Origin of the sequence: Colwellia sp. BRX8-9 (assembly GCF_014077245.1) — a bacterium.
Classification (GTDB): domain Bacteria; phylum Pseudomonadota; class Gammaproteobacteria; order Enterobacterales; family Alteromonadaceae; genus Colwellia_A.
This window is the reverse complement of the sequence record NZ_JACGVN010000014.1, coordinates 25,847-49,462: the sequence shown is the minus strand read 5'-3', so window position 1 is coordinate 49,462 and position 23,616 is coordinate 25,847. Positions and strand designations below refer to the sequence as shown.

The 23,616-nt window shown below is 37.4% G+C and carries 16 protein-coding genes; 4 read left to right on the top strand and 12 right to left on the bottom strand.

The annotated features are described in order from the left end of the window. Positions 1-89 precede the first annotated feature (89 nt). Positions 90-1,220, bottom strand: a complete 1,131-nt coding sequence (locus tag H4J70_RS12870) for a GGDEF domain-containing protein (RefSeq protein WP_259368051.1) — start codon at positions 1,218-1,220, stop codon at positions 90-92. A 133-nt stretch (positions 1,221-1,353) separates the two neighbouring features. After that, positions 1,354-2,763 (bottom strand): CorA family divalent cation transporter, encoded by a 1,410-nt coding sequence (locus tag H4J70_RS12865; protein ID WP_182251239.1) that lies wholly within the window; start codon positions 2,761-2,763, stop codon positions 1,354-1,356. A gap of 402 nt (positions 2,764-3,165) precedes the next feature. On the opposite strand from H4J70_RS12865, the gene H4J70_RS12860 reads away from it, so the two are divergent. Then, positions 3,166-7,536 carry a PAS domain S-box protein gene (locus H4J70_RS12860; protein ID WP_182251238.1) on the top strand — a complete coding sequence of 1,457 codons (4,371 nt, stop codon included), beginning with the start codon at positions 3,166-3,168 and terminating at the stop codon, positions 7,534-7,536. A gap of 174 nt (positions 7,537-7,710) precedes the next feature. Here H4J70_RS12860 and H4J70_RS12855 read toward each other — a convergent pair whose 3' ends face one another. Both H4J70_RS12855 and H4J70_RS12850 read right to left on the bottom strand, forming a co-directional pair. Next, positions 7,711-8,949 (bottom strand): response regulator, encoded by a 1,239-nt coding sequence (locus tag H4J70_RS12855; RefSeq protein ID WP_182214172.1) that lies wholly within the window; start codon positions 8,947-8,949, stop codon positions 7,711-7,713. Positions 8,950-9,197: 248 nt separating this feature from the next. Then, positions 9,198-9,854: a PilZ domain-containing protein gene (locus H4J70_RS12850; protein ID WP_182251237.1), complete on the bottom strand. Its 657-nt coding sequence runs from the start codon at positions 9,852-9,854 to the stop codon at positions 9,198-9,200. 423 nt (positions 9,855-10,277) lie between these two features. Between H4J70_RS12850 and H4J70_RS12845 the strand changes: the two genes are divergently transcribed. Beyond that, positions 10,278-11,858 (top strand): MCP four helix bundle domain-containing protein, encoded by a 1,581-nt coding sequence (locus H4J70_RS12845; protein WP_182251236.1) that lies wholly within the window; start codon positions 10,278-10,280, stop codon positions 11,856-11,858. Positions 11,859-11,956: 98 nt separating this feature from the next. On the opposite strand, the gene H4J70_RS12840 is transcribed toward H4J70_RS12845, so the two are convergent. The 6 genes from H4J70_RS12840 to H4J70_RS12815 form a co-directional block, all read right to left on the bottom strand. Further along, the gene (locus H4J70_RS12840; RefSeq protein ID WP_182214167.1) at positions 11,957-13,558 is read right to left on the bottom strand and encodes a diguanylate cyclase domain-containing protein; all 1,602 of its coding nucleotides are present in this window, start codon (positions 13,556-13,558) and stop codon (positions 11,957-11,959) included. Next, positions 13,548-13,979 (bottom strand): hypothetical protein, encoded by a 432-nt coding sequence (locus tag H4J70_RS12835; RefSeq protein ID WP_259364614.1) that lies wholly within the window; start codon positions 13,977-13,979, stop codon positions 13,548-13,550. The genes H4J70_RS12840 and H4J70_RS12835 overlap by 11 nt, the downstream gene beginning before the upstream one ends. Beyond that, complete coding sequence (locus tag H4J70_RS12830; protein WP_220465255.1) at positions 13,979-15,238, bottom strand: hypothetical protein; 1,260 nt, start codon at positions 15,236-15,238, stop codon at positions 13,979-13,981. Before H4J70_RS12830 ends, H4J70_RS12835 begins: the two co-directional genes overlap by 1 nt. A 367-nt stretch (positions 15,239-15,605) precedes the next feature. Then, a complete protein-coding gene (fghA, locus tag H4J70_RS12825; protein WP_220467906.1) occupies positions 15,606-16,457 on the bottom strand; it encodes an S-formylglutathione hydrolase in 852 nt (283 codons plus the stop codon). 110 nt (positions 16,458-16,567) lie between these two features. After that, a complete protein-coding gene (locus H4J70_RS12820) occupies positions 16,568-17,698 on the bottom strand; it encodes an S-(hydroxymethyl)glutathione dehydrogenase/class III alcohol dehydrogenase (RefSeq protein ID WP_220465253.1) in 1,131 nt (376 codons plus the stop codon). A 209-nt stretch (positions 17,699-17,907) separates the two neighbouring features. Continuing rightward, on the bottom strand, positions 17,908-18,234 hold the full coding sequence (locus H4J70_RS12815) for a multidrug efflux SMR transporter (protein ID WP_146797193.1): 327 nt from the start codon (positions 18,232-18,234) through the stop codon (positions 17,908-17,910). Positions 18,235-18,405: 171 nt separating this feature from the next. On the opposite strand from H4J70_RS12815, the gene H4J70_RS12810 reads away from it, so the two are divergent. Continuing rightward, entirely contained in the window at positions 18,406-19,272 is an 867-nt protein-coding gene (locus tag H4J70_RS12810; RefSeq protein WP_182214163.1) for a LysR family transcriptional regulator, read from the top strand. Positions 19,273-19,454: 182 nt separating this feature from the next. Here the strand turns inward: H4J70_RS12810 and H4J70_RS12805 are convergent, their stop codons facing one another. Both H4J70_RS12805 and H4J70_RS12800 read right to left on the bottom strand, forming a co-directional pair. After that, complete coding sequence (locus H4J70_RS12805; RefSeq protein WP_182251235.1) at positions 19,455-20,507, bottom strand: NAD(P)/FAD-dependent oxidoreductase; 1,053 nt, start codon at positions 20,505-20,507, stop codon at positions 19,455-19,457. 221 nt (positions 20,508-20,728) lie between these two features. Continuing rightward, positions 20,729-22,684 carry an FTR1 family protein gene (locus H4J70_RS12800; protein ID WP_182251234.1) on the bottom strand — a complete coding sequence of 652 codons (1,956 nt, stop codon included), beginning with the start codon at positions 22,682-22,684 and terminating at the stop codon, positions 20,729-20,731. 391 nt (positions 22,685-23,075) lie between these two features. Here H4J70_RS12800 and H4J70_RS12795 point away from each other — a divergent pair, with 391 nt between their 5' ends. Next, positions 23,076-23,585 (top strand): regulatory protein RecX, encoded by a 510-nt coding sequence (locus H4J70_RS12795; protein WP_182214158.1) that lies wholly within the window; start codon positions 23,076-23,078, stop codon positions 23,583-23,585. The last annotated feature ends 31 nt before the right edge of the window (positions 23,586-23,616 follow it).

Genomic DNA, 23,616 nt, shown 5'->3' with positions numbered 1-23,616 from the left:
ATCGGGGTAAACTAATCTGTCTCTTGATATTACGGGTTTGGTTATATATTGATCAGGGGTTACTCAGGTATTAAAAAAACGCCTCAAAATTAAATATCATTAGACTGTCTGAGGGTAGCGTCTAATTCAATCACACTTGAAACTTGGTTTCTTCCTGCTTTTTTTACGCTATACATGGCTTTGTCAGCAGCTTCTAGTAGAATTATTCTATTAGATTGACTATCGGGAATAGTTGAAGCTAAACCAATACTTATCGTGACATTAAATGTATTACCCTCATAATCTAAAGGAGTACTTTCAATTGAAAGTCTCATTTTTTCTGCCAGTTCCTTGGCATCTTTAGCGCTATATCCTGAAAGTAATACCACAAACTCCTCACCTCCAAAGCGCGCAACGAGATCTGTCGACCGCTTAATATTTTCTTTAATCACTTTAGCCACATGTATTAAGCAAGCGTCTCCACATAAATGCCCATGGTTATCATTAAATACCTTAAAGTGATCAACATCTATTAGCATTAATGCTGTTGATATTTTATGTCGGCTACCCATTTGCCATTGGCGTTCAAATTCACTGTTAAAATATCCCCTATTATAAATATTAGTCAGTGAGTCAACTTTGTTGAGTTGCTCTAAGATTTTTTTCTGTCCATCCAGTTGAGTTTCAATTTCAAAAGAGCGGTTATATTCACCTGAAGAGCGAATGCCCATCAAACCAATGAAGGTTACATAGACGAGGATCATAATCGCATAAGGGAGTTTATCTTCAATAATAAAACCAGCCATTATTGATGGAACTAGAAGTACTCCTAAGTTCAATAAGGCTAAAGATATTCTTGGTGTCAGTGCGACAATGGCACTGCTGGCAATACCACCGATAGCCAACATAGTAACATGTAAAATAGGGGTGAAACGCGGGTCGTATATCGCTAAGCCAAAGAATAGGCTTAATACACTTGCCTGTAACAATGATAAAACAGTAAAGCAATTGCGCCAGACCTTAGGAGAATAATTATAAATAGCATCGCTAAAAAACCAGTGAGCAAAGCGTACTATACTAATTGCCAGCATGCTTAAAGCAAAAAACAAGGTCAAAGCAGGCTCTTTGGTGTGGAAATCAAATGGCCAAAAAACAGCTGGTAACATCACCGCATAAACGGCGATGCCCGTCATCGAACGACGTCTAAGATCCATATCAATACGTTGTTGAATGTCTGGCAATTTTTTGATGTTTAGCTCCTGTCGATAATCAGTTTTATATGTAATCGTCTACTAATAAAAATTAAATAGTGATTTTTTGTCAATAAATTTAAGTGTATACGCTAGGATAATAATGGTGAAAATTTTTTATCTTTTAACGAAACCATCCCTTACTGGCAAAAATATAAATACCACAAGACATCGCCACACCAACAAAGAAAGTCACTTCATATAAAGTAAAATCCCAAGGGCTGTCAATTAAATTCATTCCCATTAGACCACCAACCATGGTGGGGATTAAGGTTATGGTGGTGATAACAGCCAGTAATCGCATTACCTTATTCATTTGAAATGAAGACATATTAATGCGCAGTTCAACTAAGGCTGCCAGTGTTGTTACTAAGTCATCGGCACTATCAAATAATCCATCAACGTCATCGGCTAATACCGTCAGAATAGGTCGAGGCATAACTTCAAAACTTTTAATTGCAAGAGGCTTTTCTGCAAGTTGGTGAACCACTGACGCTAAATGCTTAAGGTTACCCCTAACATTGGTAATTTCATTACGCAGTCGAAAAGTTTGATCTAAGAAGCTTTTATCACCTAATTGTTTTTGATGCTTATCTAGGTATAAAAGCGTCTGTTCTAATGTGCCAATAACATCGGTGTATTGTGCGACAAGAACACGAATAAGCGCACTTGTCGCTTGCATCAGAGGCGGTGCAGGTATTCCTACCTCCATTAAATCAACTGTTATTTCATCTACTAACGATGATTCTGTCCCAGACAAGGTAATAATATTATTATTCGCGCCCAATAAAAGAATAGGACTTCGTTCTATGGTCGGTACACTATCATCGGACTGTTTTACCACCTTGGGACTCCAGAGAAAAATGGCGGTGTATTCATCCATTCGCTCTATTCTTGGGTACAACGAATGTTTAAAGAGCATACCTAAGGCAGACTTAGGGGCTTGAAGAATCTCCGCAACCTCTGTGAGTTGCTCAGAGTTGAGCCCTACAGCAAATAACCAGTCATTACTTGACGACTTTAATCGCTTTACAACATTACCCCAAGTTAATTCAGTGTAGCCACAAATATTTTTATCTACTAACGAATAGGCGCTAAAAGACTGTATTGATGGTGACGATACTGTCGAAACTTTATTGTTATCTAAGGACATAGCAAATTTCATTCGAACACCAAATAAAGCCATTCGGATGAATTTAAGCAGTCTTAAAGCAGGAATATTACGTAAATGTTCATTAGCCATAGGGATCAAAGATAACAAGCCCGTACTGATGATGAATAAATCTAAGATACGCCACGGATCCAGTAAAAACACACGGCGACTTGATGCTAAAACAAAGTTAACGCCGTATTCAACGATGAAAAGGGCCAGGATCCCCCATTCCAAAAAAACTTTCGCTTGAGAAAAGCGCTCATTAGTCGCAACGACTGTTGGCGCAAGAGCAATAAAAAGTGAAATAAGCGCTAAAAAGCCCATGACACGTTCATTGAGCAACAAGCGAATTTTTGATGTTATAAAGATACTCTCATCCACCTTAGAATTAATTAAGTGTTAATTGTATTATTAAGGCTAAAATGTGTAAACACATTTCAAAACAGAACAGTAAGTGCATTTCAAGTTCCCTCTTTTCGTTGTAATTTTTACAGCAAAGTTATCAGTAATAATTTAAATTATGGGCATCTATTTATCTTGAAATAACCTATAGTCATAGTCTTAAGGATAAAATAATGTTTATTAATTAATTGGTTAACATACATTAACCGTTTCATTAATAAATATATAACAACATCATAAGCAATTAACTAAACGATAAAGAGTGTTTAAAAGTTTTTCATCACAAAGTGATATAAACGCTAACAAAGCTCACTATTTAAAAGAAAGTATCACGGGTGAAAGACTGCCAAAATAAAGATTATAATAATGGATTAAGTAATTATGTCACGATACGCAAATTTATATAAATCTCCTCTATATCTAATCACTGCAGCCGTAGTGCTATTTTTAATTGGCTCAACAATAATAGCTTGGTATAGCCTTAACAAAGTTGAAAACACCCTAAAAACACAAGCAATAGAAATTTTAAAGGCCAGAGTGGATGTCAGTAATGACTTACTAGAGAATGGCTGGGTTAGGTCTCATTTTAACAAGGTAAAAGCTTGGTCAACCTCACCGATTGTTGTCAAACAAGTCAAACAGTTAGTTGCGGCCCAAGCAATTGGCGACTCTGCTGCGGTGACAAAAGCCACTGGTAATTTAACTGCTTTTTTAGAACCTTATCTTCTGGCTGAGGAAAATGAAGGGTTTTATGTTATTTCCCCTGACCATAATAACCTCACTGCCAATATTGCTGGCTTAATAGGGCAACCCAACATAATCGCTAAACAATACCCCAAAAGGCTTGCTGAAGTTTTCAATGGTCAGCTCGTTTTTATTCCTCCGCTTTTATCAGAAACCCCTTTAGTCAACATTCAGGGAAAACTACAGCAAAAATATCCAACAACTTTTATTATTGCGCCAATACTTAATAATGAACAACAAGTTATTGCAGCGCTTGCCATACGTTTAAATCCGTTTGGCGCTTTTTCTTCGACAGTACAGCAGCACAGTTTCTGGAAATCAGAGCAAACATACTTCTTTGACACCAAAGCTCGTTTATTAACCGCCAGTCAATTTGAGCCAGAACTTAGGTCCGAAGGAAGACTAACGAAAGAGCAATCTAGCGTCTTAGCGATAGCATTAACGCTTCCGTTGAAACCAACGACTAGTGAACAAACGCAAGCCCCCATTTATACAAAATTGGCTCAGTCGGCATTAGAAGGCAACACAGGTTACAGCGAAGAAAGCTATTTAGATTATCGTGGCCAGCCCGTATTAGGCGCTTGGTTGTGGAACAGTACTTTAGGCTTAGGTATCGGCGCAGAAGTCAGTGAAATGGATGTATTGCAATCTCAACAGAAAATAGTACATGGCTTTTTCTGGCAGCTATTGCAAACGGTGTTATTGAGTTTGTTTATTTTAGTTATTGCTTTTTATTGGCAAAAACGCAGCGCAGCTGCCATCTTCGATTCAGAGCAGTACCTTTATTCTATGCTTAATAACGCTCCTGATGCCATTATATCCTTTAACGCAAAAGGGGAAATAATACGCTTTAATAAAGTCGCTGGTTTACTGTTTTTGGTTGATAGGAAAGGCGCTGAATCGATGTTTTTCAATGATTTCTTTATGAAAAACGAACAAAAAAACTTACAGGAATGGATCAAAAATATCGTTAATGATAGCAGTGTATGTGACAGTTTCAGAATTATGCAAGCTAAGGCTAGTGACAGTCGTGAATTTTCAGCTCGTGTTGCGATAAGCAGCCATAAAACCACTCAAGATAATATTTTTACTGCCATTATTTCTGATTTAAGCACAATACAACAATTAGAAGGAAGACTGCTGGTACTCGAAAGTGCTGTTGAACAAAGTCATTCAGCGATATTGATAACCAATTTGATTGGTAAAATTGTCTACGTCAATAAAGCCTTTAGTGAAACTACCGGTTATTCAAAAACAGAAGTTTTAGGGAGAAATGCCAACCTGCTAGATTCTGGACACAAAAACACCGATAAATATCAGCAGCTTTGGCAAAAAATTATTGAAGGCCAGCATTGGAGTGGTCAATTATACAATAAGAAAAAAGACGGTAGCTGTTATTGGGGCACTACCGATATTACCCCCATTAGAGACCGTAATGGTAAAACAGATCATTTTCTTGCGATAAATCAAGATATAACAAGGCAAAAGGCCAATGAAGATAAGCTACTAAAACAGCAGCTTTTTTTAAAAGAGGCTGAACGTATTGCTCATTTGGGGTGTTGGGAGAAAGATCTTAAAAACGATATCATTTACTGGTCAGACGGCATGCACAGATTAATAGGTATTGAGAAAAATTCTACGCCTTTGACTGCAGAGCTTATAGTAAACCTTGTCCATCCAGAAGACCGTTATCAATTTAGAATACACCAACTAAAAGCCTTAAATAAGTTAGAAGTTTATAACTATGAATGCCGAATAATATTAGCCGATAAGCAATTAAGGTATATCAATACATCAACTGAGGTTACCCGTGATGAAAGTGGCGAACCATTAAGTATGCTAGGTATTGTCAGAGATATAACCAACATTAAACAGAATGAAATAGAGCGTGAAATACTTGATGCTGAAAAAGAACAATCTCGTCAAGCGACACTCAATGTGCTGCTTGATGTTAAATACCAACGTAACAGAACAGAAAAGACATTAGCTGACTTAAAAGAATCTCAGCAAGAATTAGAACAAGCACGTTTAACAGCAGAAGCGGCAAGCGACTCTAAGTCGCAGTTTTTAGCAACAATGAGCCATGAAATTAGAACACCGATGAATGGTGTTGTTGGTATGTTAGAGCTACTGCAGCAATCAGAACTAGATGATGATCAATACCATTTAGCCAATGTTGCCAAAGATTCAGCATGGGCGTTATTACAAATCATTAATGACGTGCTCGACTTTTCAAAAATAGAAGCGGGGAAAATGACTTTAGAGTCAATACCGTTCACCTGGACAGAGATTATTGAAGGCGCTGCAGAGTTACTATCGTCACAATTACAAAGCAAAAAATTATTGTTGGTTTGTTCATCTAATCATCATATGACTGAGTCAATGCTAGGCGATCCCATTAGGTTAAGGCAAATTGTACTTAATTTATTAGGTAATGCGATTAAATTTACTCACAACAATGAACAGCCACAAAGCCTTATTGAGGTTAAGCTTGATTATTTAGATAATAGCCAAAACAAAAAATTATTTCGATTAACGGTTAAAGATAATGGTATTGGTATTAGTGAGGATCAACAAGTTCATTTATTCGATGCTTTCACACAGGCAGACAGTAGCACCCATCGTAAATTTGGCGGCACAGGACTCGGCTTATCTATTTGCTCAAAGTTAACCACTATGATGGGAGGACAAATAAGTTGTCAAAGCGTGATAGGTGATGGTACAGAATTTCATGTCGATTTACCTTTAATAGCAACTGAAAATAAACAGACATCGACCCTGAGCGTAAAACTCTATCATTTAAATATTTTACTCATTGCTTACGATGGAATTACCGATAATATCTTGCACAAAGGTCTAACAGAGCTTGGCGCACATTGTCATTTAGCACCAAGTTCGCCAACAAAATTAAGCAAGCTTATTTCTGCTGAAAATTATGATCTTATTATTATTTCAGCAGAACAAGTTATTAGCCTTTGGCCAGAAGTTAAAATGCAGTTACCCAACAACAGTGATGAGGATATTAATATACTGATTCTTGAAAGGTGGCATGACTTCGACTTACCCCTTTACCCTGAACACGCGACAACTATTGCCAGTAATCCGTTTTTACCACAAAAAATATACTGGACCATTGCCCGTATTATGGATCAAAAAAATCCACTTATAAGTTGTCTAAAGCAAGATATTAAGACGTTATCTATACCCAGTGTTACTGAAGCACAAGCCAGTAATAAGCTAATTTTAATTGTTGAAGATAATGTCTTTAATCAACAGGTATTAGAGCGTCAGCTAAATCTATTTGGTTATGCTGTGATCATTGCCAACCATGGTGAAGAAGCCTTAACTAAAATGACGCAATATTCATTTTCCCTGATCATGACAGATTGTCAAATGCCGATCATGGATGGTTTCGAATTTGCCCAAAAGGTGCGAGAGAATGAACAAGGCGGCACAACACAGATACCTATTATAGCAATCACCGCTAACGCGATGCGAAATGAAGCCGAACACTGCATTAAACTTGGCATGAATGACTACGTGACTAAGCCAATGAAGCTAGATAGCTTAAAAGCTTTACTCAGTAAATGGTTAGTTGAAGAAGAACTCGAAGATGAATTTAAAATAGAATCACCACCTGAATTGACCGATGAACAAGTCACTAAAATGATAGCAAAACCGGCAATAAACATCTCAGCATTGGTTGAATGCTTTGGTGATGATAAAGAAGCGCAACAAAGCTTTTTACAATTTTATCAACAACATAGCAAACCATTATTCGCTGAATTAGCCGTGCACATTACCGATAAAGATTGGCAGAGTGTAATGGAACTGGCACACAAGCTTAAATCTTCAACCCGGGGCGCTGGAGCGATATTACTAGGTCATTATTGTGAGCAATTGGAACAATTCGCTAAAGAAGAAAATACACAAGAAATTATAACGTTAAGCCATAAACTTTATGCTGAGTTTATTCGAGTGTCTGACGAGATAGCGGCAAACTTTTAGGCCATGTTATGGCGTTTGTCAGTGATTATCTATAGCGGTGACTGAAAATATTGTTATAAACGTTTTCATCAATCACACGTCGCTACTGAATACTCTTATTATTTAGCGTATTAATTGCTGAAAACGTCGGCCACTTACCCACGGCACGAATAGTTAACTGAGGGTTGTGATTGTTTATCTTTTTTCAATTAAAGGAATGTTATTTTCCTTAAATAGCTTAGCAACAACGCCTTGCGTTAAAGGTTTAATGAGATAACCTTTTGCGCCTAGTTCAATAGCTTTTTTTACTATTTGTTTATTTTTATTACCGGTTAACATAATAAGTGGCGTATCAAAATTTTTGCCGTTGCCCTGTTTCATTTGTCCTAAAATATATAAACCATTGGTATCGGGTAGACTTACGTCGAGTAAAACGATATCAAAACGTATATTATTAAGACAAATTAAGGCCGTTCTACCGGTACTAGCGGTTTGAACGTTGAGTTTATACTTGTGCAACAGTGTATTGGTTAAATGTATGCTAATGGGATCATCTTCAACCAATAGAATATTAATAGCGGCTGATTTATTATCCCCTTGTATCTTATCTAATTCTTTTACCGCATCGGCGTTACTTGCATTATAAAGCTTATTAAAAGAAGTTGGTGGATGTACTTGCTCGCTTTTATCAGATTGAGCCGCTTCATTACTTTCTTGTGCTATATTTTCCACGTCACTGATTAATCCACTGAGCAAGTCTAATGCTTTACTTTGCAGTTCCACCAGCCTAGGTCGAATTTCGTTTGAACGTATCGACGCTAAAATATTCTTGACCACGTCAAGATTAATATTAACATTGTGTTTGAGTTTAATTTGCTCTGTTGCTTTACTGATAGAGTGTTCAACGTCGGTAATACTCTCTTCAAAAGACAACCTAAGTCTTTCTTTCAGCTCTAAGCCGTGCAGTACCGTTTCTCTAATTTCTTTTGCATATGACTCTTTGTTATAAATATAATCTAAGGCAGCATTTTTTTTGAGACCAATGCCCAGCTTAGTCAGTAAATTAGAACAAACAACAACTGCACGTTTTTTCTCATAAAGCGGATTGGTAATTATATAGTCATCAATAATATCGTTATCATAAGCTTCATAAGCTTCGTTTTCTTCCCTTGCAGAAACAACAGAAACAATAAAATGTTCGCACGTTTGTCCTACTAAAACTGATTTAAGCGAGCTGTAATAGATCATTAAAGATCGTTGAAAAGAGGTTGCGTCGATTAAAATTATTTTAGGCGTTTCATCTTTAAGCTGTTTCTCAAGCTCCGGCAAAGCAGTAACAACAAGTACTTTATCAAAATGTTCAATCAACACCTTAATTAACAGCTCGCTATCTTCACGTTCGGTCGTGTATAAAATAATATTATGATGCTGCACTATAACTCCTTGACTCAACTATCTAATGCTAACCTTGTAAGAGTGTAAAACTTGCTTAGCAATATTGGCCACTCGACTTTATCAAAGTATAAGTGAGTATGTAAATTTCCCTGCTCAGGTCAATACAATCTAACACTGTTGAGCATGCTTTGGATACATTTCATCTTATCAATTAGATTAATATATAAATAAGCTAAATCAAGGATATAAAAGAAGCAAAAGTGTGATTAACAGCTAAGGTGTACGGGTTAATTTGAAAACATCACTTTCATCAGCAAATTTTTAATAACATCATAAGATTCATCTTCAAATTTAACGCCAAAATAATCAATCGTCGGCGATGACTTAATATTGCAAACAACACCTTTTATTGATGTGATGTCACTTAAGGCCTTGTCAGTAATAGCGAAGGTAATGGTATCTTCTTTGGTGATAACAACATTTTCTTCCTTCTTGGCACTTAATAAACAGCCTTCTAATGAAAGATTAACCATAATACCTTTTAATAACGAATTATTGACCGAAGCTTCAATATTTAATTGTGTATCAATTCGCGTTTCTTTTCGTAGCGGTCGTACGGCCACCTGTTGCGGAATGTTCAAGACAATCATTTTTGCTGGAACAGTTATCGTGCGCTCTATACTGGTAACAAAAGCAACAACCGCGCCTTCATGCTTTTCTACGATACTTCTAACGGTGCAGGCTACCCCTTGATTAATATTGCCAGTAAGCTCAACATGACGATTTAAATCGGGTAATTGGATCAACATAAATTGCTTGGGTAAAAAACCAACAAAAACACTTTTAAATTTTATTTTTTTACTGGGGGGAATTGAGACTTCGACAATAATGGCAGAGCCAGGGGTTAGCATTGATAATGACTTTGTTACATCTTCTCGAATCATTGATAGTTCTCCTAGTAAGCCATGCCCTGTAGAGGTTTAAATTGATAAGTTAACTTATCAACTCATTCATTGCAGGTTATTAATTGTGTTAAAATTAAATATATCATCGATTTTCATACTATCAATATTTATTAGCCACAAAGCGATAAAGTTTTAATAATAATATAATTGACTGCAAGTTTTTAACGCTATTAAGCGCAGCAACACTTTATAAATAGGCTTTATAGCCTATTGTAACCGCTGGTAGCTTTTAAACTATCGGCAAAAGGTTATTTACTGATGTTTTTAACCTTCATATTAAGCTATTGTTAAAAGGTAATGAGCACGCCACTATCGGCTTTTAATAAGCTAATTAGTTAATATTTATTAGTATTTTTATTAGCTAAACCGTGAAACATGTAAATTTTATAAAGAGTCTTATTGATGATTGAACTTTTTCGCAACATGAAAATTTCACAAAAAATCCCATTATCTATTAGTGTTTTTATTATATTACCTTTAATCATCTCCCTTATTGCAATAAATTCAACGAACACCATTAACAAAAACGGTCAAGATATTTATGATAATTATTTTGTCAGTTTTGTTAATCTTACCGACGCTCGAAAATATTTATATGAAGAGTTTGTACTAATAAAAAGTCATATTATTTCTCCTGACGATAAGTCTATGAGAGACACTGAGCAAAAAATCAGTAATGCATCAGTCAACTTCCGTGCTTCACTGACTAAATTTGAACAAACATTAGACAGTGGCGAAGAAACCAAACTACTCTATAAATTCAAAACTCAATTAACAACGTTTGAGTTGTTAACCGAGCGAATTATCACTTTAAGTAAAAGCAACCAAGATATTGCTGCAGATAGACTAGCTAATGAAGAATATGGCGTGCTTTTTAATGACATGCAACTCAATATGGCAGGTATGCTAGAAACTAATATTGATGGAGCTCAAGCCCTATACAACAGTAATCATCAACATCATCAAACTACGCGTTCTCTTATTATTTTGGTTACCGCTATTATTATTGCCATTGGCTTATTTATTGGTTGGCTATTGATCAGCACAATATTAGAGCCACTGCTTAAAATACAGTGCCATATAGCAAGTCTTACTCATTCAGGTGATCTTCTCCTTCAACTCGACATTGAAGGTAAAGATGAAATTAGCGAATTAGCTGAGTCATTTAATACTATGCTTGAGTCATTATTTCATGCACACAACAAGCTCATCCAAACAGAGAAACTAACCTCTTTAGGTTCACTAGTTGCAGGAGTTTCTCATGAGATTAATACGCCATTAGGCATAGCTGTCACGATAGGCAGTACAATCAAAGATAACTTTCAAAAGTTTTCAATTCGTTTTAAAGAAAAAAAAGTAAAACGTTCTGACTTGGAAAGTTTCGAAATAGAAGTCAATGAATGCTTAGATATTTTACTGAATTCTTTAGACCGAGCTGTTGTTCTCATTCAGAGTTTTAAGCAAGTGGCTGTTGACCAAACGAGTGAGGCAAGACGTATATTTTTCTTATCTGATGTCGTGGACGAAGTGATCCGTATACATCACCATAAAATAAAACGCCTAGGGATAACCTTCGACTGCGTAATTGATAAAAATATAGAGATGGACAGTTTTCCAGGTCCTTTGGGGCAAGTGATGACTAATTTATTTAATAACGCCATTATTCATGGTTTTGAAAGTACAGACTCTGGCATTATCGCTATATCAGCTTATCTGAATAATTCAGTTGTCATTATCAAAGTAGAAGATAATGGTAAGGGCATCCCAAAAGCGTTTATTGACAAAGTTTTTGAACCTTTTTTTACCACTAGGCTTGGTGAAGGAGGTTCAGGTTTAGGCCTGAGCATCATATTTAATATTGTCGTCAGTTTACTCGGTGGTAAAATTAGAGTAGCCAGTACATTAGGAAAAAACACCTGCTTTACCTTAGAATTACCTTTGGTTTCGCCCCAAAAGATAACAAAAATTAATGATAAAGATTAACTGTACTCGCTATTATCTTAAACACGTTTAAAATAATCAGCTAATTTTTTCTCTATCTAAAACAAGTTAACCGCACAAGATTATCAATGGCACGCTTATTATGGCTTTTGATAAAATGCTACTTGGCCTCGTCCTGAAGCTTTAACTTGGTACATCATGTCGTCTGCCTTAACCATCAATTCGTGGAGTACCTTAGCGTCTTTAGGGGCAACAACAATACCAATACTTGCGCCTACCTGGCATTGCATATTATTTGAAATATGAATGGGCTGCTCTATCTCAACAAGAATATTATTGGCTTGTTCAAGCATTAACTCTTGGTCAAAGTTCGTCAACTGACGGGCAACAATAAATTCATCCCCTCCCCATCGAATACAGAGGTCTGTTGCCAAGTTAAAATGCGCTTTAAGACGTTTTGCTATTGCTATTAATACCTTATCCCCCGCTTCATGGCCATAAGTGTCGTTAACAGGTTTAAATTTGTCTAAATCAATCATCATCAACACTAAACTTTGTTGATTTTCTAAACAATAAAGTAAGGCATTATCTAATTTTTTGTCGCCGGAGCGTCGATTAAGTAGATGGGTTAAAGGGTCATGATCCGCTTCAAAACGTGTTTGAAATTCTCGTTCTGCTCGTTCAGTAACGTCATGTATTATCACTTCAACTAAATTACCTTGTTCACTTCTGCGCTCATTGCTGCGCTGTTCGGTTAATTTTGCGAATAAACAGTGCAGCCATAGCGTTTTATTGCCGATGCGGCATTCTATGTCTAGAGTGACTTGTGGACGATTCTTGTCGGCGCGAATACTCAATAACAACTCTTCGAGTTTGTCGACATTATTTAATAAAGTTGGAAAGTGTAAAGAGGCCAAGTCTGTCTGTCCTGCAACACTGAAGTATTGTAAAAATGCCGGGTTGAAAGTGGTAATGGTGTTTTTTTCATCGAGCAAACAAATTCCAGCACTCGCTTGTTCAAAAATAAGCCTGAATTTACGCTCTAACTCTTGAGTTTTTTCGCGCAATGCTCGCTCATTACTAATAGTAAGATGTAACTCATGCATTAAAGAGTTTATACCTTTTGTTAATTTACCAATTTCATTTTTGGCACCTTGCTTCACCAACAACATCCGCATTGTTTTAGGTATACTAGGGTTGATGGTAGTAAAGCTATCGGTTAACTTTTGAATAGGCTTAGTTAGCCATCTGTGCACGATCAGAGAGACAAAAAAAGCAATAATGATGGATTGTATTAGTATCAATGCCACTTCTTTTTTAAGTGAATTTTCTACCTGTTGTTGAATATAATTATTGTCTGGATAAACAGTAAGTGTGCCAACAAGGGTATCATCAATAAAAGGATGGATTAATTGGATAACTATGCCATCTTGTGGTTTGTTAAGAGCACCACTGGAAATGCTCATTTCGCCCTCGCCGGAGAGTCTAGCCCCTTGAACTAAATCATTACTCAACAAACCACTAATAATTTCCTGTCCGAGCTCGCGATCATTTAAATAGGCAGATATCGTCGCAGTTTTTGCCATCGTTTGGGCTAATTGTTTAACAAGCAAATAGTTAGTATCTTTCTTTTCTTGAAGGCCAGCATAATAGGACAACGTTGAAGAAACCAACGCAACTAGCACGGCAACAATAGCGATCGCCAATGGAACTCTGACATAAAGATTTTGACTAATTTTCATTAAATCGATAAACCACTTTTACAGCATCAGTGAGCTGGTCTTTAGGTATATAACCAATTGAATATGGTGAACTGTATAACTTGTTCAAAGCATCTTCAATTGAAATAGCCGCGATCGGCGGTTTAGCTCGCCCAGAGAACAGTAACCTTGCCCAGTAAGCGTTTATTTTTTGCTCATTTTTATTAACTAATTGCAGATAAAAGTCATTCTTCAATAGTGATTCAGAGGGCAAATCTAGTGGCTGTGCCATTTCACCGTCAGGAAAAGTTAAATAACGCCCCATATAAATGTCAATCACTTCGCGCTTAGATAATGAGTTAATCGCATTGTCTTTATTGACCACAACAACAAACTCGGTACTCACAGCATCAAAGTTGAAAATAGCCAATCCAATCATTAATAACAGGGGGTTTTTCATCATTAAAACACCATGTTCGCACTAACAGTAAACACATTAATTCTATGCTCTTTTTCAACATTTTCCGGATCACTTATCCCCCATAACCCACCACCAAAAGGTTGAACATCAAAGTGATCAATTTGCGCTTTAACGATCAAATTTTCTGACGCCTGCCATTTTACGCCAACATTAATTGAATGTTGGTGCACCACTAATCGGTCTACAGCCTCTTTTGAAGCAAGTGCTAACTGTTGTAATGGAAAGGTTACTTGTATTGGCGTACCAGGAAGAAATTGGGGCGCAGTAACTGTGGTTATCTTATGGCGGTTCTCTGAAATAGAAACACTGGAAAAAAGCGTCACTTTATCTAAACGATAACCGACACTCACATAGCCATTAATATTTGATGAAGCGACCAACCAAGGAGACTCTGAAATACCTATTTCAGATTGAATTAACCAATTATCACTATCGTAGGTTAATCCTAAAGCAGCATATTCAATACTATGGTTTTTTGTGTCAAAACTTGCTGATAGCGACGCTGCTTGTGGCCACACAGGAGCTGGCACAGAGTTTAATAAATCAATAAACTCATTTAATGCCTCGAACTTATAGTCTCCGACATCAGCTTGTGATACAGAAAATCGCATGGTCCAAGCATCAAGTACGTAGGTTGCGCTAAAAGTCATTAAATGGTCAAAATCAATAAGAAAGTCTTGGCCACTCGCTTTTAATTTTGCAGTCGTGTTACCCGCAGCTAATTTTAACCGTAAAAAACCATCATTAATTGATTGGCTGTATTCAATATCTACACCATCAAATTTCCCCGCTGTACTTGCAAAAGAGTAATACTCATGTGGCGGACGTACCCACAAATAAGCGTATCCCACGTGCGGGTATTCTGAAAGTAAATAAAGGTCACTGTTTAATCTGCCCGCACGAATAGCCCAATTACGAGAAGGACGGTAGCGCAAAAAAGCTAATTCGAGGTAGTTTTCAAAGTCTGTATTCGCGTGATCTTCTAGGACAAATTGCACAACAGAATCCCAGTTATTAGCCAAGGATATATTGGCTTGCCCCCCTAAAATTGAGTCACGGGTAGCTGACCAGCCTGTATCGTCAATATTCAAATAATTGGGACTAAAAGCAATATCAGGATCGTCACTATAACTAAGGGCTAAAGAGGCAAAACCACTAAATTCAACTTTTATGTCATCGGCATAGGCATTATAAGTAACGCCTGTGAAAATTAAAGCTGTGGCGAAAATAAATCGATACAAGGTAGCAGCCTTTTTTCGTTTGATAATATTGAAGATATTAATGATAACAGATAGCTCATTTATTTGCCTATTGTTCGACCATAAAATACCACGACTTCTTTAACGAGTGCTAGACTAACGTCTGTGTTTTGAATTAATAGACTTTTGAGGTTCGTCTCAGGAGGATAACGCATAAACCTGTGCTTAATCAGCAAAATAAATGGCGAATCTTGGACTGCGAAATAATGGCTTGGTATCGGCTTGGCTATTGGCTTGGCTAATGTTGGATAATATATTTAACAAACACTTGTCCTAGCAAGAACAACATTATTTTGGTCTGGTTAAGTGTAATCAACCGATTGCCCCTTAGGGCATTTTCCCTTAATACTTATCTTTCTAAGTGCTCGGCATGAAAACGCAAATGCGCTTCAATAAATGAAGAGATGAAATAGTAACTGTGATCATAGCCTTCATGAATAGTTAACTCTAATGGGTAACCACTCATTTTTGCTGCAGCCTCTAGCGTTTCTGGTTTTAATTGCTCTTTCAAAAAGTCATCTGCACCACCTTGATCAACTTTGGCAGGAATAAACTGTTTTGCTATACGCATTAATTCACTGGCATCATGCTGGTACCAACTTGCTTGGTCTTTCCCCAAGTAAGCGCTGAAAGCTTTTTTGCCCCAAGGCACCTTAATCGGGTTACAGATAGGACTAAAGGCTGACATTGAACGATAACGTTCAGCGTTTAACAAACCAATAGTTAGTGCCCCGTGTCCGCCCATGGAATGTCCACTAATAGCGCGCTTATCTGACACTGGAAATGTGGCTTCAATAATTGCTGGCAGTTCTTTAACCACATAATCATACATCTGATAGTGACGGCTCCAAGGTGCTTGGCTAGCATTAAGATAAAATCCTGCGCCCTGCCCCAAATCATAACTATCGTCATCAGCTACCTCTTCACCTCTTGGACTAGTATCAGGAGAAACAATAGCAATGCCTAACTCAGCAGCTATTCGCAGTGCGCCGGCTTTTTGCATAAAGTTTTCATCGGTACAGGTTAGACCTGAAAGCCAGTAAAGCACAGGCACTTTTTTGCCATTATTAGCCTGTGGAGGCAAAAAAATGGCAAAGCGCATGTTAGCGTTTACGGTTTTAGAATGGTGGCTATATTGCTTGTGCCAGCCACCAAAAATTTTATTTACACTGATACTTTCAATTAAAGGATCAATTGTCATAGGGTAACCTCAAGACGCTCCCCTGCTAATTACTGCAATAAAAGGGCAACGCCATATTATTAATGTGAGTGACTATCTTTCTAAAGACAGATGCTGGTTATTTATATCGCCTATTTATCAAAATGAATAACACTGCGAATACTTTCTCCTTTGTGCATTAACTCAAACGCTTCATTAATGTCTTCAAGACTCATGGTATGAGTAATAAAATCGCTCAAGTTGAATTCACCGGCTAAATAACGTTCAACATAATCTGGCAACTCAGTACGACCTTTAACACCGCCAAATGCAGAACCACGCCATACTCGACCCGTTACCAGTTGAAATGGACGGGTTGATATTTCTTGTCCGGCACCGGCAACACCAATGATCACTGATTCTCCCCATCCTTTATGACAACATTCTAAGGCAGAGCGCATTAGGTTAACGTTACCAATACATTCAAAAGAGTAGTCAACACCGCCATCGGTCATTTCGACAATCACATCTTGAATAGGCTTGTCGTAGTCTTTGGGGTTAATAAAATCGGTAGCACCCAATTTTTTCGCAAGTTCGAATTTACTTTCGTTAATATCGATAGCAATAATTCGACTAGCTTTCGCCATAGTCGCGCCAATCACTGCAGACAATCCAATACCGCCAAGGCCAAAGATAGCAACAGTTGCGCCCTCTTCAACTTTTGCTGTATTCATGACTGCGCCCATGCCGGTGGTAACACCACACCCTAGTAGACAAACCTCTTCTAATGGTGCTTCTTTATTAACTTTCGCTAATGAAATTTCTGGCAAGACTGTGTATTCAGAAAAAGTTGAACAGCCCATATAGTGAAAAATAGGCTGACCATCTTTGTAAAAGCGGGTCGTGCCATCTGGCATCAAACCCTTGCCTTGTGTCTCACGAATTTTTTGGCAAAGGTTGGTTTTACCCGATAAACAGAATTTACATTCACCACACTCTGGTGTGTATAATGGAATAACGTGATCGCCTACCTTAACACTGGTTACACCTTCACCTATTTGTTCAACAATACCACCGCCTTCGTGACCTAAAATAACGGGGAAAATTCCTTCTGGATCCTCTCCAGATAAGGTAAAGGCATCGGTATGACAAACACCAGAGGCAATAACCTTAACTAACACCTCTCCTTTGCGAGGTAGCATGACATCGACTTCTTCGATAGATAGTGGCTGATTAGGGCCCCAAGCAATAGCCGCTTTCGATTTTATAAATTTATCTGACATCGTTATTCTCACTTTTCAATTAATAGATATTTTGATGGGATTAGCATCTAGTCGAATTTGTTACAGTAACATTAGTTTACTCGACTTATTTAAAGATGATAATACGCCTAATACGTAATTAACTTTTACCCCTTGGTAACAATCTAAAGGACATAGTTACCAAAAAGTGAAAGCATTTTGGTTAAAAATTTTGATCTACATTATTCATCTTAATGACTGTGTCCTTGGGCAAGATTTATCATAGCAATACCAACAGCAACTAACCCCATGCCTAGCCATGTTGTTAAATCAAGATGCTGACGGTAAATCAAAGCAGACAATAAAGTCACGGTTATAATGGCAAGCCCGGCCCATAGCGCATGGACGATACCAACTGGCATGCCTTTCATTGCTTGACCTAAAAAAATGAATGCTGCTAAATGTCCAAGTAAAACTAAAGCACTTGGCAGTGGTTTACTAAAACCATCAGTCTCTTTTAATGCTACATGAGACATCGCCTCAGCAGCGACACCTAAAAAAAGGAATAACCAACTCATCTTTATTTCCTATAATGTTATACGAACGGTCACTGTCAAAGGTCTAAAGTAATTTTAAATAAGCTACTTTTGTGGCCACTAACAATGTCTTGTTGGTGGCTAGTATAGTTATTTCTATATAAATGATAATATGCTAAATTGGAAATTCACTTGTACATATAGGTAATAATCATGCAGTGGGATGGCATCAGCGAATTTGTTTACGTTGCGGAAAATGAAAGTTTTACCCTCGCCTCAAAGAAAATGGCGATATCTACCGCACAGGTGAGTCGACAGATAAGTGCATTAGAAAAACGCCTTAATATTAAGTTATTTTATCGAACAACTCGCAAAGTATCATTAACAGAAGAAGGCCGTGTTTTTTATCAGCATTGTCGCAGCGTTCTCGATGGTCTCGATGCTGCTGAGCGGGCCATCACAAATTTGCAGTCAAAACCCCAAGGCAAAATTAAATTAACAGCGCCTGTTGCCTATGGTGAAAAACAAATATTACCGCTAGTGAATAATTTCATAAAACAATATAGCGATGTTGAAGTGTCGGCTTATTTAAGCAACCGCCAAATAGACATTGTTGAAGAAGGCTATGACCTAGCAATTCGCCTTGGTAAGTTAAGTGACTCGACCATGATGGCAAAAAAACTTGGCAAAAGAACAAACTACCTTTGTGCATCACCACAATACTTAGAAAAACAGGGAGTACCCCATTCTATATCAGAGCTTAATAAACATAGTTGTTTGTTGGGTACATTAGACTACTGGCATTTTAGAGAGTCTGACCGAGAAAAAAGTATCCGCGTAACCGGTAGATTAAGATACAACAATGGCTACAGTCTGATGGACGCCGCACTAAAGGGCTTAGGGATAGTTCAGTTACCCGATTATTATGTTCAACAACGCATAGAAAGTGGTGAACTGGTGACCCTATTAGATAATTACCGTGCGCCTGATGAAGGAATATGGGCAATTTACCCTCAAAATCGCCATTTATCGCCTAAAATAAGACTGCTGGTTGATTACTTAGCTGAACAGTTACTTTAATCTTCAGCTTTATTAAATTACCGAACAAGGCTGTAAAGCTTAAGTCATAACATAAAATAGTAGCGGTTAGGTTTGCCGCTATTATCTTACATACACTCCACCTAGGCCTCCAAAGTCATGCCGCGCAGATAAAGAGACAGCAATAAAAGGAAAGTAGTAATGATCAATTGCCTGTTTTTCCGTTAATCATCCAATAGGCTTTCGAGTGAATGTGTAACGCCCATTCGTTGATGTACTACTGGACTTGTTGTGGTGTATAACGTTGGAATACGGTCTTTTTCTAAAACAGTTTCCGCAATCGAAAAGGCCGCTAAGGCAGTTTCGTGGAAGCCACTTAAAATCAACTTTCGTTTACCCGGGTAATAATTAATATCACCAACGGCATAGATACCCGGCACTGAGGTTTGAAAAGATTGTGTATCTACTTTTATCTGGTGTTGGTGCATGGCAAGTTGCCAATTTGCTATTGGGCCAATCTTGGGTGACATACCAAAGAATATAACAAGTTCATCAAGTTCCACTCTACGTTTGATGCCATCTTTTGAATTTACTGTTAGGCCAGTTAGCTTATTATCTTCTTGCTGAAAGTCGCTCACTTGACCACATAAAAATTGCATTTTTAGTTCTTCACACAAGGCGTACATTTCATTCACGCTACTTGTAGCGGCTTTAAATTTTGTACTACGATGAATAAGCAAGACACTATTAGCCGTTTTTTGTAGGCTTAAACTCCAATCAAGTGCGGCATCTCCGCCACCTAGCACAACGACATTTTTATCTTTAAAGTGTTCTATATTATTGATTCGATAGAACAGTTGTTTATCTTCAAATTTATCAATTAAGGGTATTTTTAATTTAACGGGTGAGAAGGCACCATTACCAGCAGCAATAATCACCGCGCGACAGTGAATGAGCGTATTCTTGTGCGTGGTAACTGAAAAAGAAACATCCGACAATTTATTAATGTCTTCGACCCGTTCGCCCAATAAAAAAGTTGCCTTAAAGGGAGCCGCTTGCTCATAGAGATTTTCTATAACTTGGCTTGCCTTCGCATTAGGCAAAGCAGGAATATCATAGATAGGCTTATCTGGATAGAGTTCAGTGCATTGGCCACCAACTTCTGGCAAGCTGTCAATAACAACCGATTTTAATCCTTGTAAACCAAGCTCAAATACTTGAAACAAACCAACAGGGCCTGCACCAATAATTACAACGTCTGTCGTTAAGGTTTTCATAAGTACCTCCTCAGTACCATTAGCTTATATTTATGGCAGATCTAGCGCCTTGAAATATCAGTCTATTGTCATTTTTATAATCAATATAAATCACTACGGTGCTTTATTGATTTACCCTTAGCAGGGTTAGCATTTAACGAGTTAAAAAATCACCTATCACCCATACTCAAAATGGTTCGCTACTGCGATTCTATAAATTTTTTTTCAAGTCGATGCTCAATTTATTCATCTACCCTGCTCGTCTTTTTTAACCAAGGTTTAAAGAATAACGCACTGGAAAAAAACAAGATAAAAGCTTGCGTCGTAATGCCTTGCCACGTTGAATTAATACCTAGCCACGCGAAATGAAAGTCAATAGGAAAGCGCGTAATACTAATAATAGCGGCTTCTTGCAGCGCTGTTATCGCTTTACCCGCGAGAATAAATGACAAGGCTAATAGTAAATACGTTGTTATTGAAAAGAATCGCGCTATTGGTAATTTAATAGAATATTTAATCATTAACCAGGCCACGACAACTAGCATAGCCGCTGCTGCCCCAAAGCCACTAAAAAGAACAAATTGCTGTGAGGGGTTTGTCTGGGTTAACAATGATTGATAAAACAGTACTGTCTCAAAAACCTCACGATAAACCGCAATAAACGCTAAGCCAGATATTCCCCATAAAGCACCTGATTTTAAACTTTTATTAATATTTTGTTGAACATAACGTTGCCATTGATCGGCTTGCGTTTTGCTGTGCATCCAAAAACCAACATAAAAGAGCACAATTGCAGCTAACAGCGCGGCAAACCCCTCCATAGTTTCACGGCTAGCACCGCTAATCGTTACTAATTTTTGTGCCACTAACCAAGTTAACCCACCCGCAATTAAGGCTGCTATCCAACCAAAATGAAGATATTTAATGGCTTCTTTTTTATTGGACCGTACCAGTATGGTAAAAAGCACCAGCACAACCAATAGCGCCTCTAAGCCCTCTCGTAACAAAATAATAAAACTGGCACTAAATAAAGCTGTGTCTGATATAGCTGAGTCATTGAGTAAAAATTCAGCTTGTTCTATTTGCAGCAAAATTGCAGAAACAGATACAGCAACGTCACCCGAGCCTTCCTCGTTGTTAATTTCATTGCGCAAGCCTAACAAGTTAAATTCAATCATTTTACGTAACGAACTATCATAAGCGTCGAGGTTATTTTCCACAAGCTCAAACCCATCTAAGTAGGCACTCACCGCAAATTGTTGGGCAAGTATAACGTCATTATTTTTGTAAGCGGCAAGTGCTTTTTTAAGTTGATCACGCGCGATTGTTAATGGCGCCTTAGTTGCAGAAAACAGTTCCTCAGGGTTAGATCTAAGCTGCTCAACAAAACCTTTTTCCAAGTCAGTTTTCGCCCTATACAATTCGTTAGGGCTATACTGAACAAGTTCGGCGAGTGAGAGTTCAAGTGTATTATTTTCTTGTCGTTTTTCATCAAAAACAAAAGCTAAACTACCCGTATAAAATGCTAACGACCAACGTTGTTTTGCCGTTAAGTTATTAAATGAAGACATAGCAGTGCCGTCAAGACCGCCGGTTACCACATCATATAATCCTAGAATAGAACGGTCTAAAGCACGTGTTCTTTCGTTAAAATTAGTAGGCTGTGGACTTAGTTGCCTTGCAAGCTTCCCGTCTCCTTTACCCGTTACACCATGACAACTGGCACAATTATTTTGAAATAATTGCTTTACCCTAGATGCTGAAAGTAAAGATGTTGGTAACGATAACTGCGGAGAGTTATTTATCAACAGGTTTTTTAATTCACTGGTCAGCATTTGTATTTCGACAAGTGTTTTTTTCGCTTGTACCGCAGAGAGAAGTGATTTCGATAACGTAATCATGGCTTGTTCACCCGGCTCTCTCACCGATCTTTCAGCAATAATGTTAGAAAAATCAAGCATTTCTTGATACTCACCTTGATCAATAACTTTGCCATTACTGATGGCAGAAGCATAATCAACACTAATATATTCAGTGAGTTGTAAAAGTTGACGTAATCCTTCTGTATCGCTGCTCGCCGATGTTTGCGTTGAGATAAGATAACCAATAACAAAAAAAACATGAATAAATTTGCGCTTTAATGAGCGCATTGAAAAAGTCATTAATTTTTGAAAATAACGAGAAAGATAATAAGTCATAAATAACCCTGCAACGCAATTGAGAATGATTCTCATTATACTACATAGAATAAGGATAATGTTAAATATTTATAAAAATAAAGTACTATAGTATCGGTTTAAGTTCTAACGGTTAACGTATGTCCCCTTAAATTAAATGTTCGCTTTTAATAAAGCACAATAATAGTTTATCGACTAATGAACCTCCCCCTTTATAGCCAATAATCTCCTCAAAGAGATAACAGTAAAGTTTGACCCTAAAGCAGGTCAGGCGTTACTATGATGAAGTTCTAGTAGGCTTTAGCTAAAATAGCTTTGCCAATTTACTCACCTAGTCGTAACATAAACATCCATATTTGAAATATTTACACCAACGCTGAACGGTTATACGTTCCTTAACAAAAGTGGCCGTATGTACAAAACTAAAAAAAGCACCAAACCCCAAGAAATTTCTTACAAACGTGTTCAATCATACATGATGTGGATGATCGAGAGATACGGTGATTACTCAGCAAAATCTTTATTGCAAAAAGCCAATTTATTATTCAAAGATGATACTCAATATAATCAAACTGCCTTAGATTATTTAATTGAACACGAAATTATAGATGATGCTCGTTATGCTAAAAGACTAACGCTTAGTCTGGCCGAAAGTAAAATAGGCCCAAATAAAATAAAAGAGAAACTTTATGCTAAGGGTTTTCAATCAACAACCATTAATGAGTGTGTCAATGAACTTGAAACGTCAGAAGATGACTATTTTGATAAAGCGTTGGCGTTAAAAATAAGAAAATTTGGTGAAGAGCCTATTACCGATATAAAGTTGAAGCAAAAAGCTTTACGCCATTTAACGGCAACCAAAGGATTTTCATATGCCATTGCCAATAAAGCGATTACTTATAACCCTGAACAAGAAGAATAGGTAGTTTGTCATTAAGGCTTTATTTTATAAC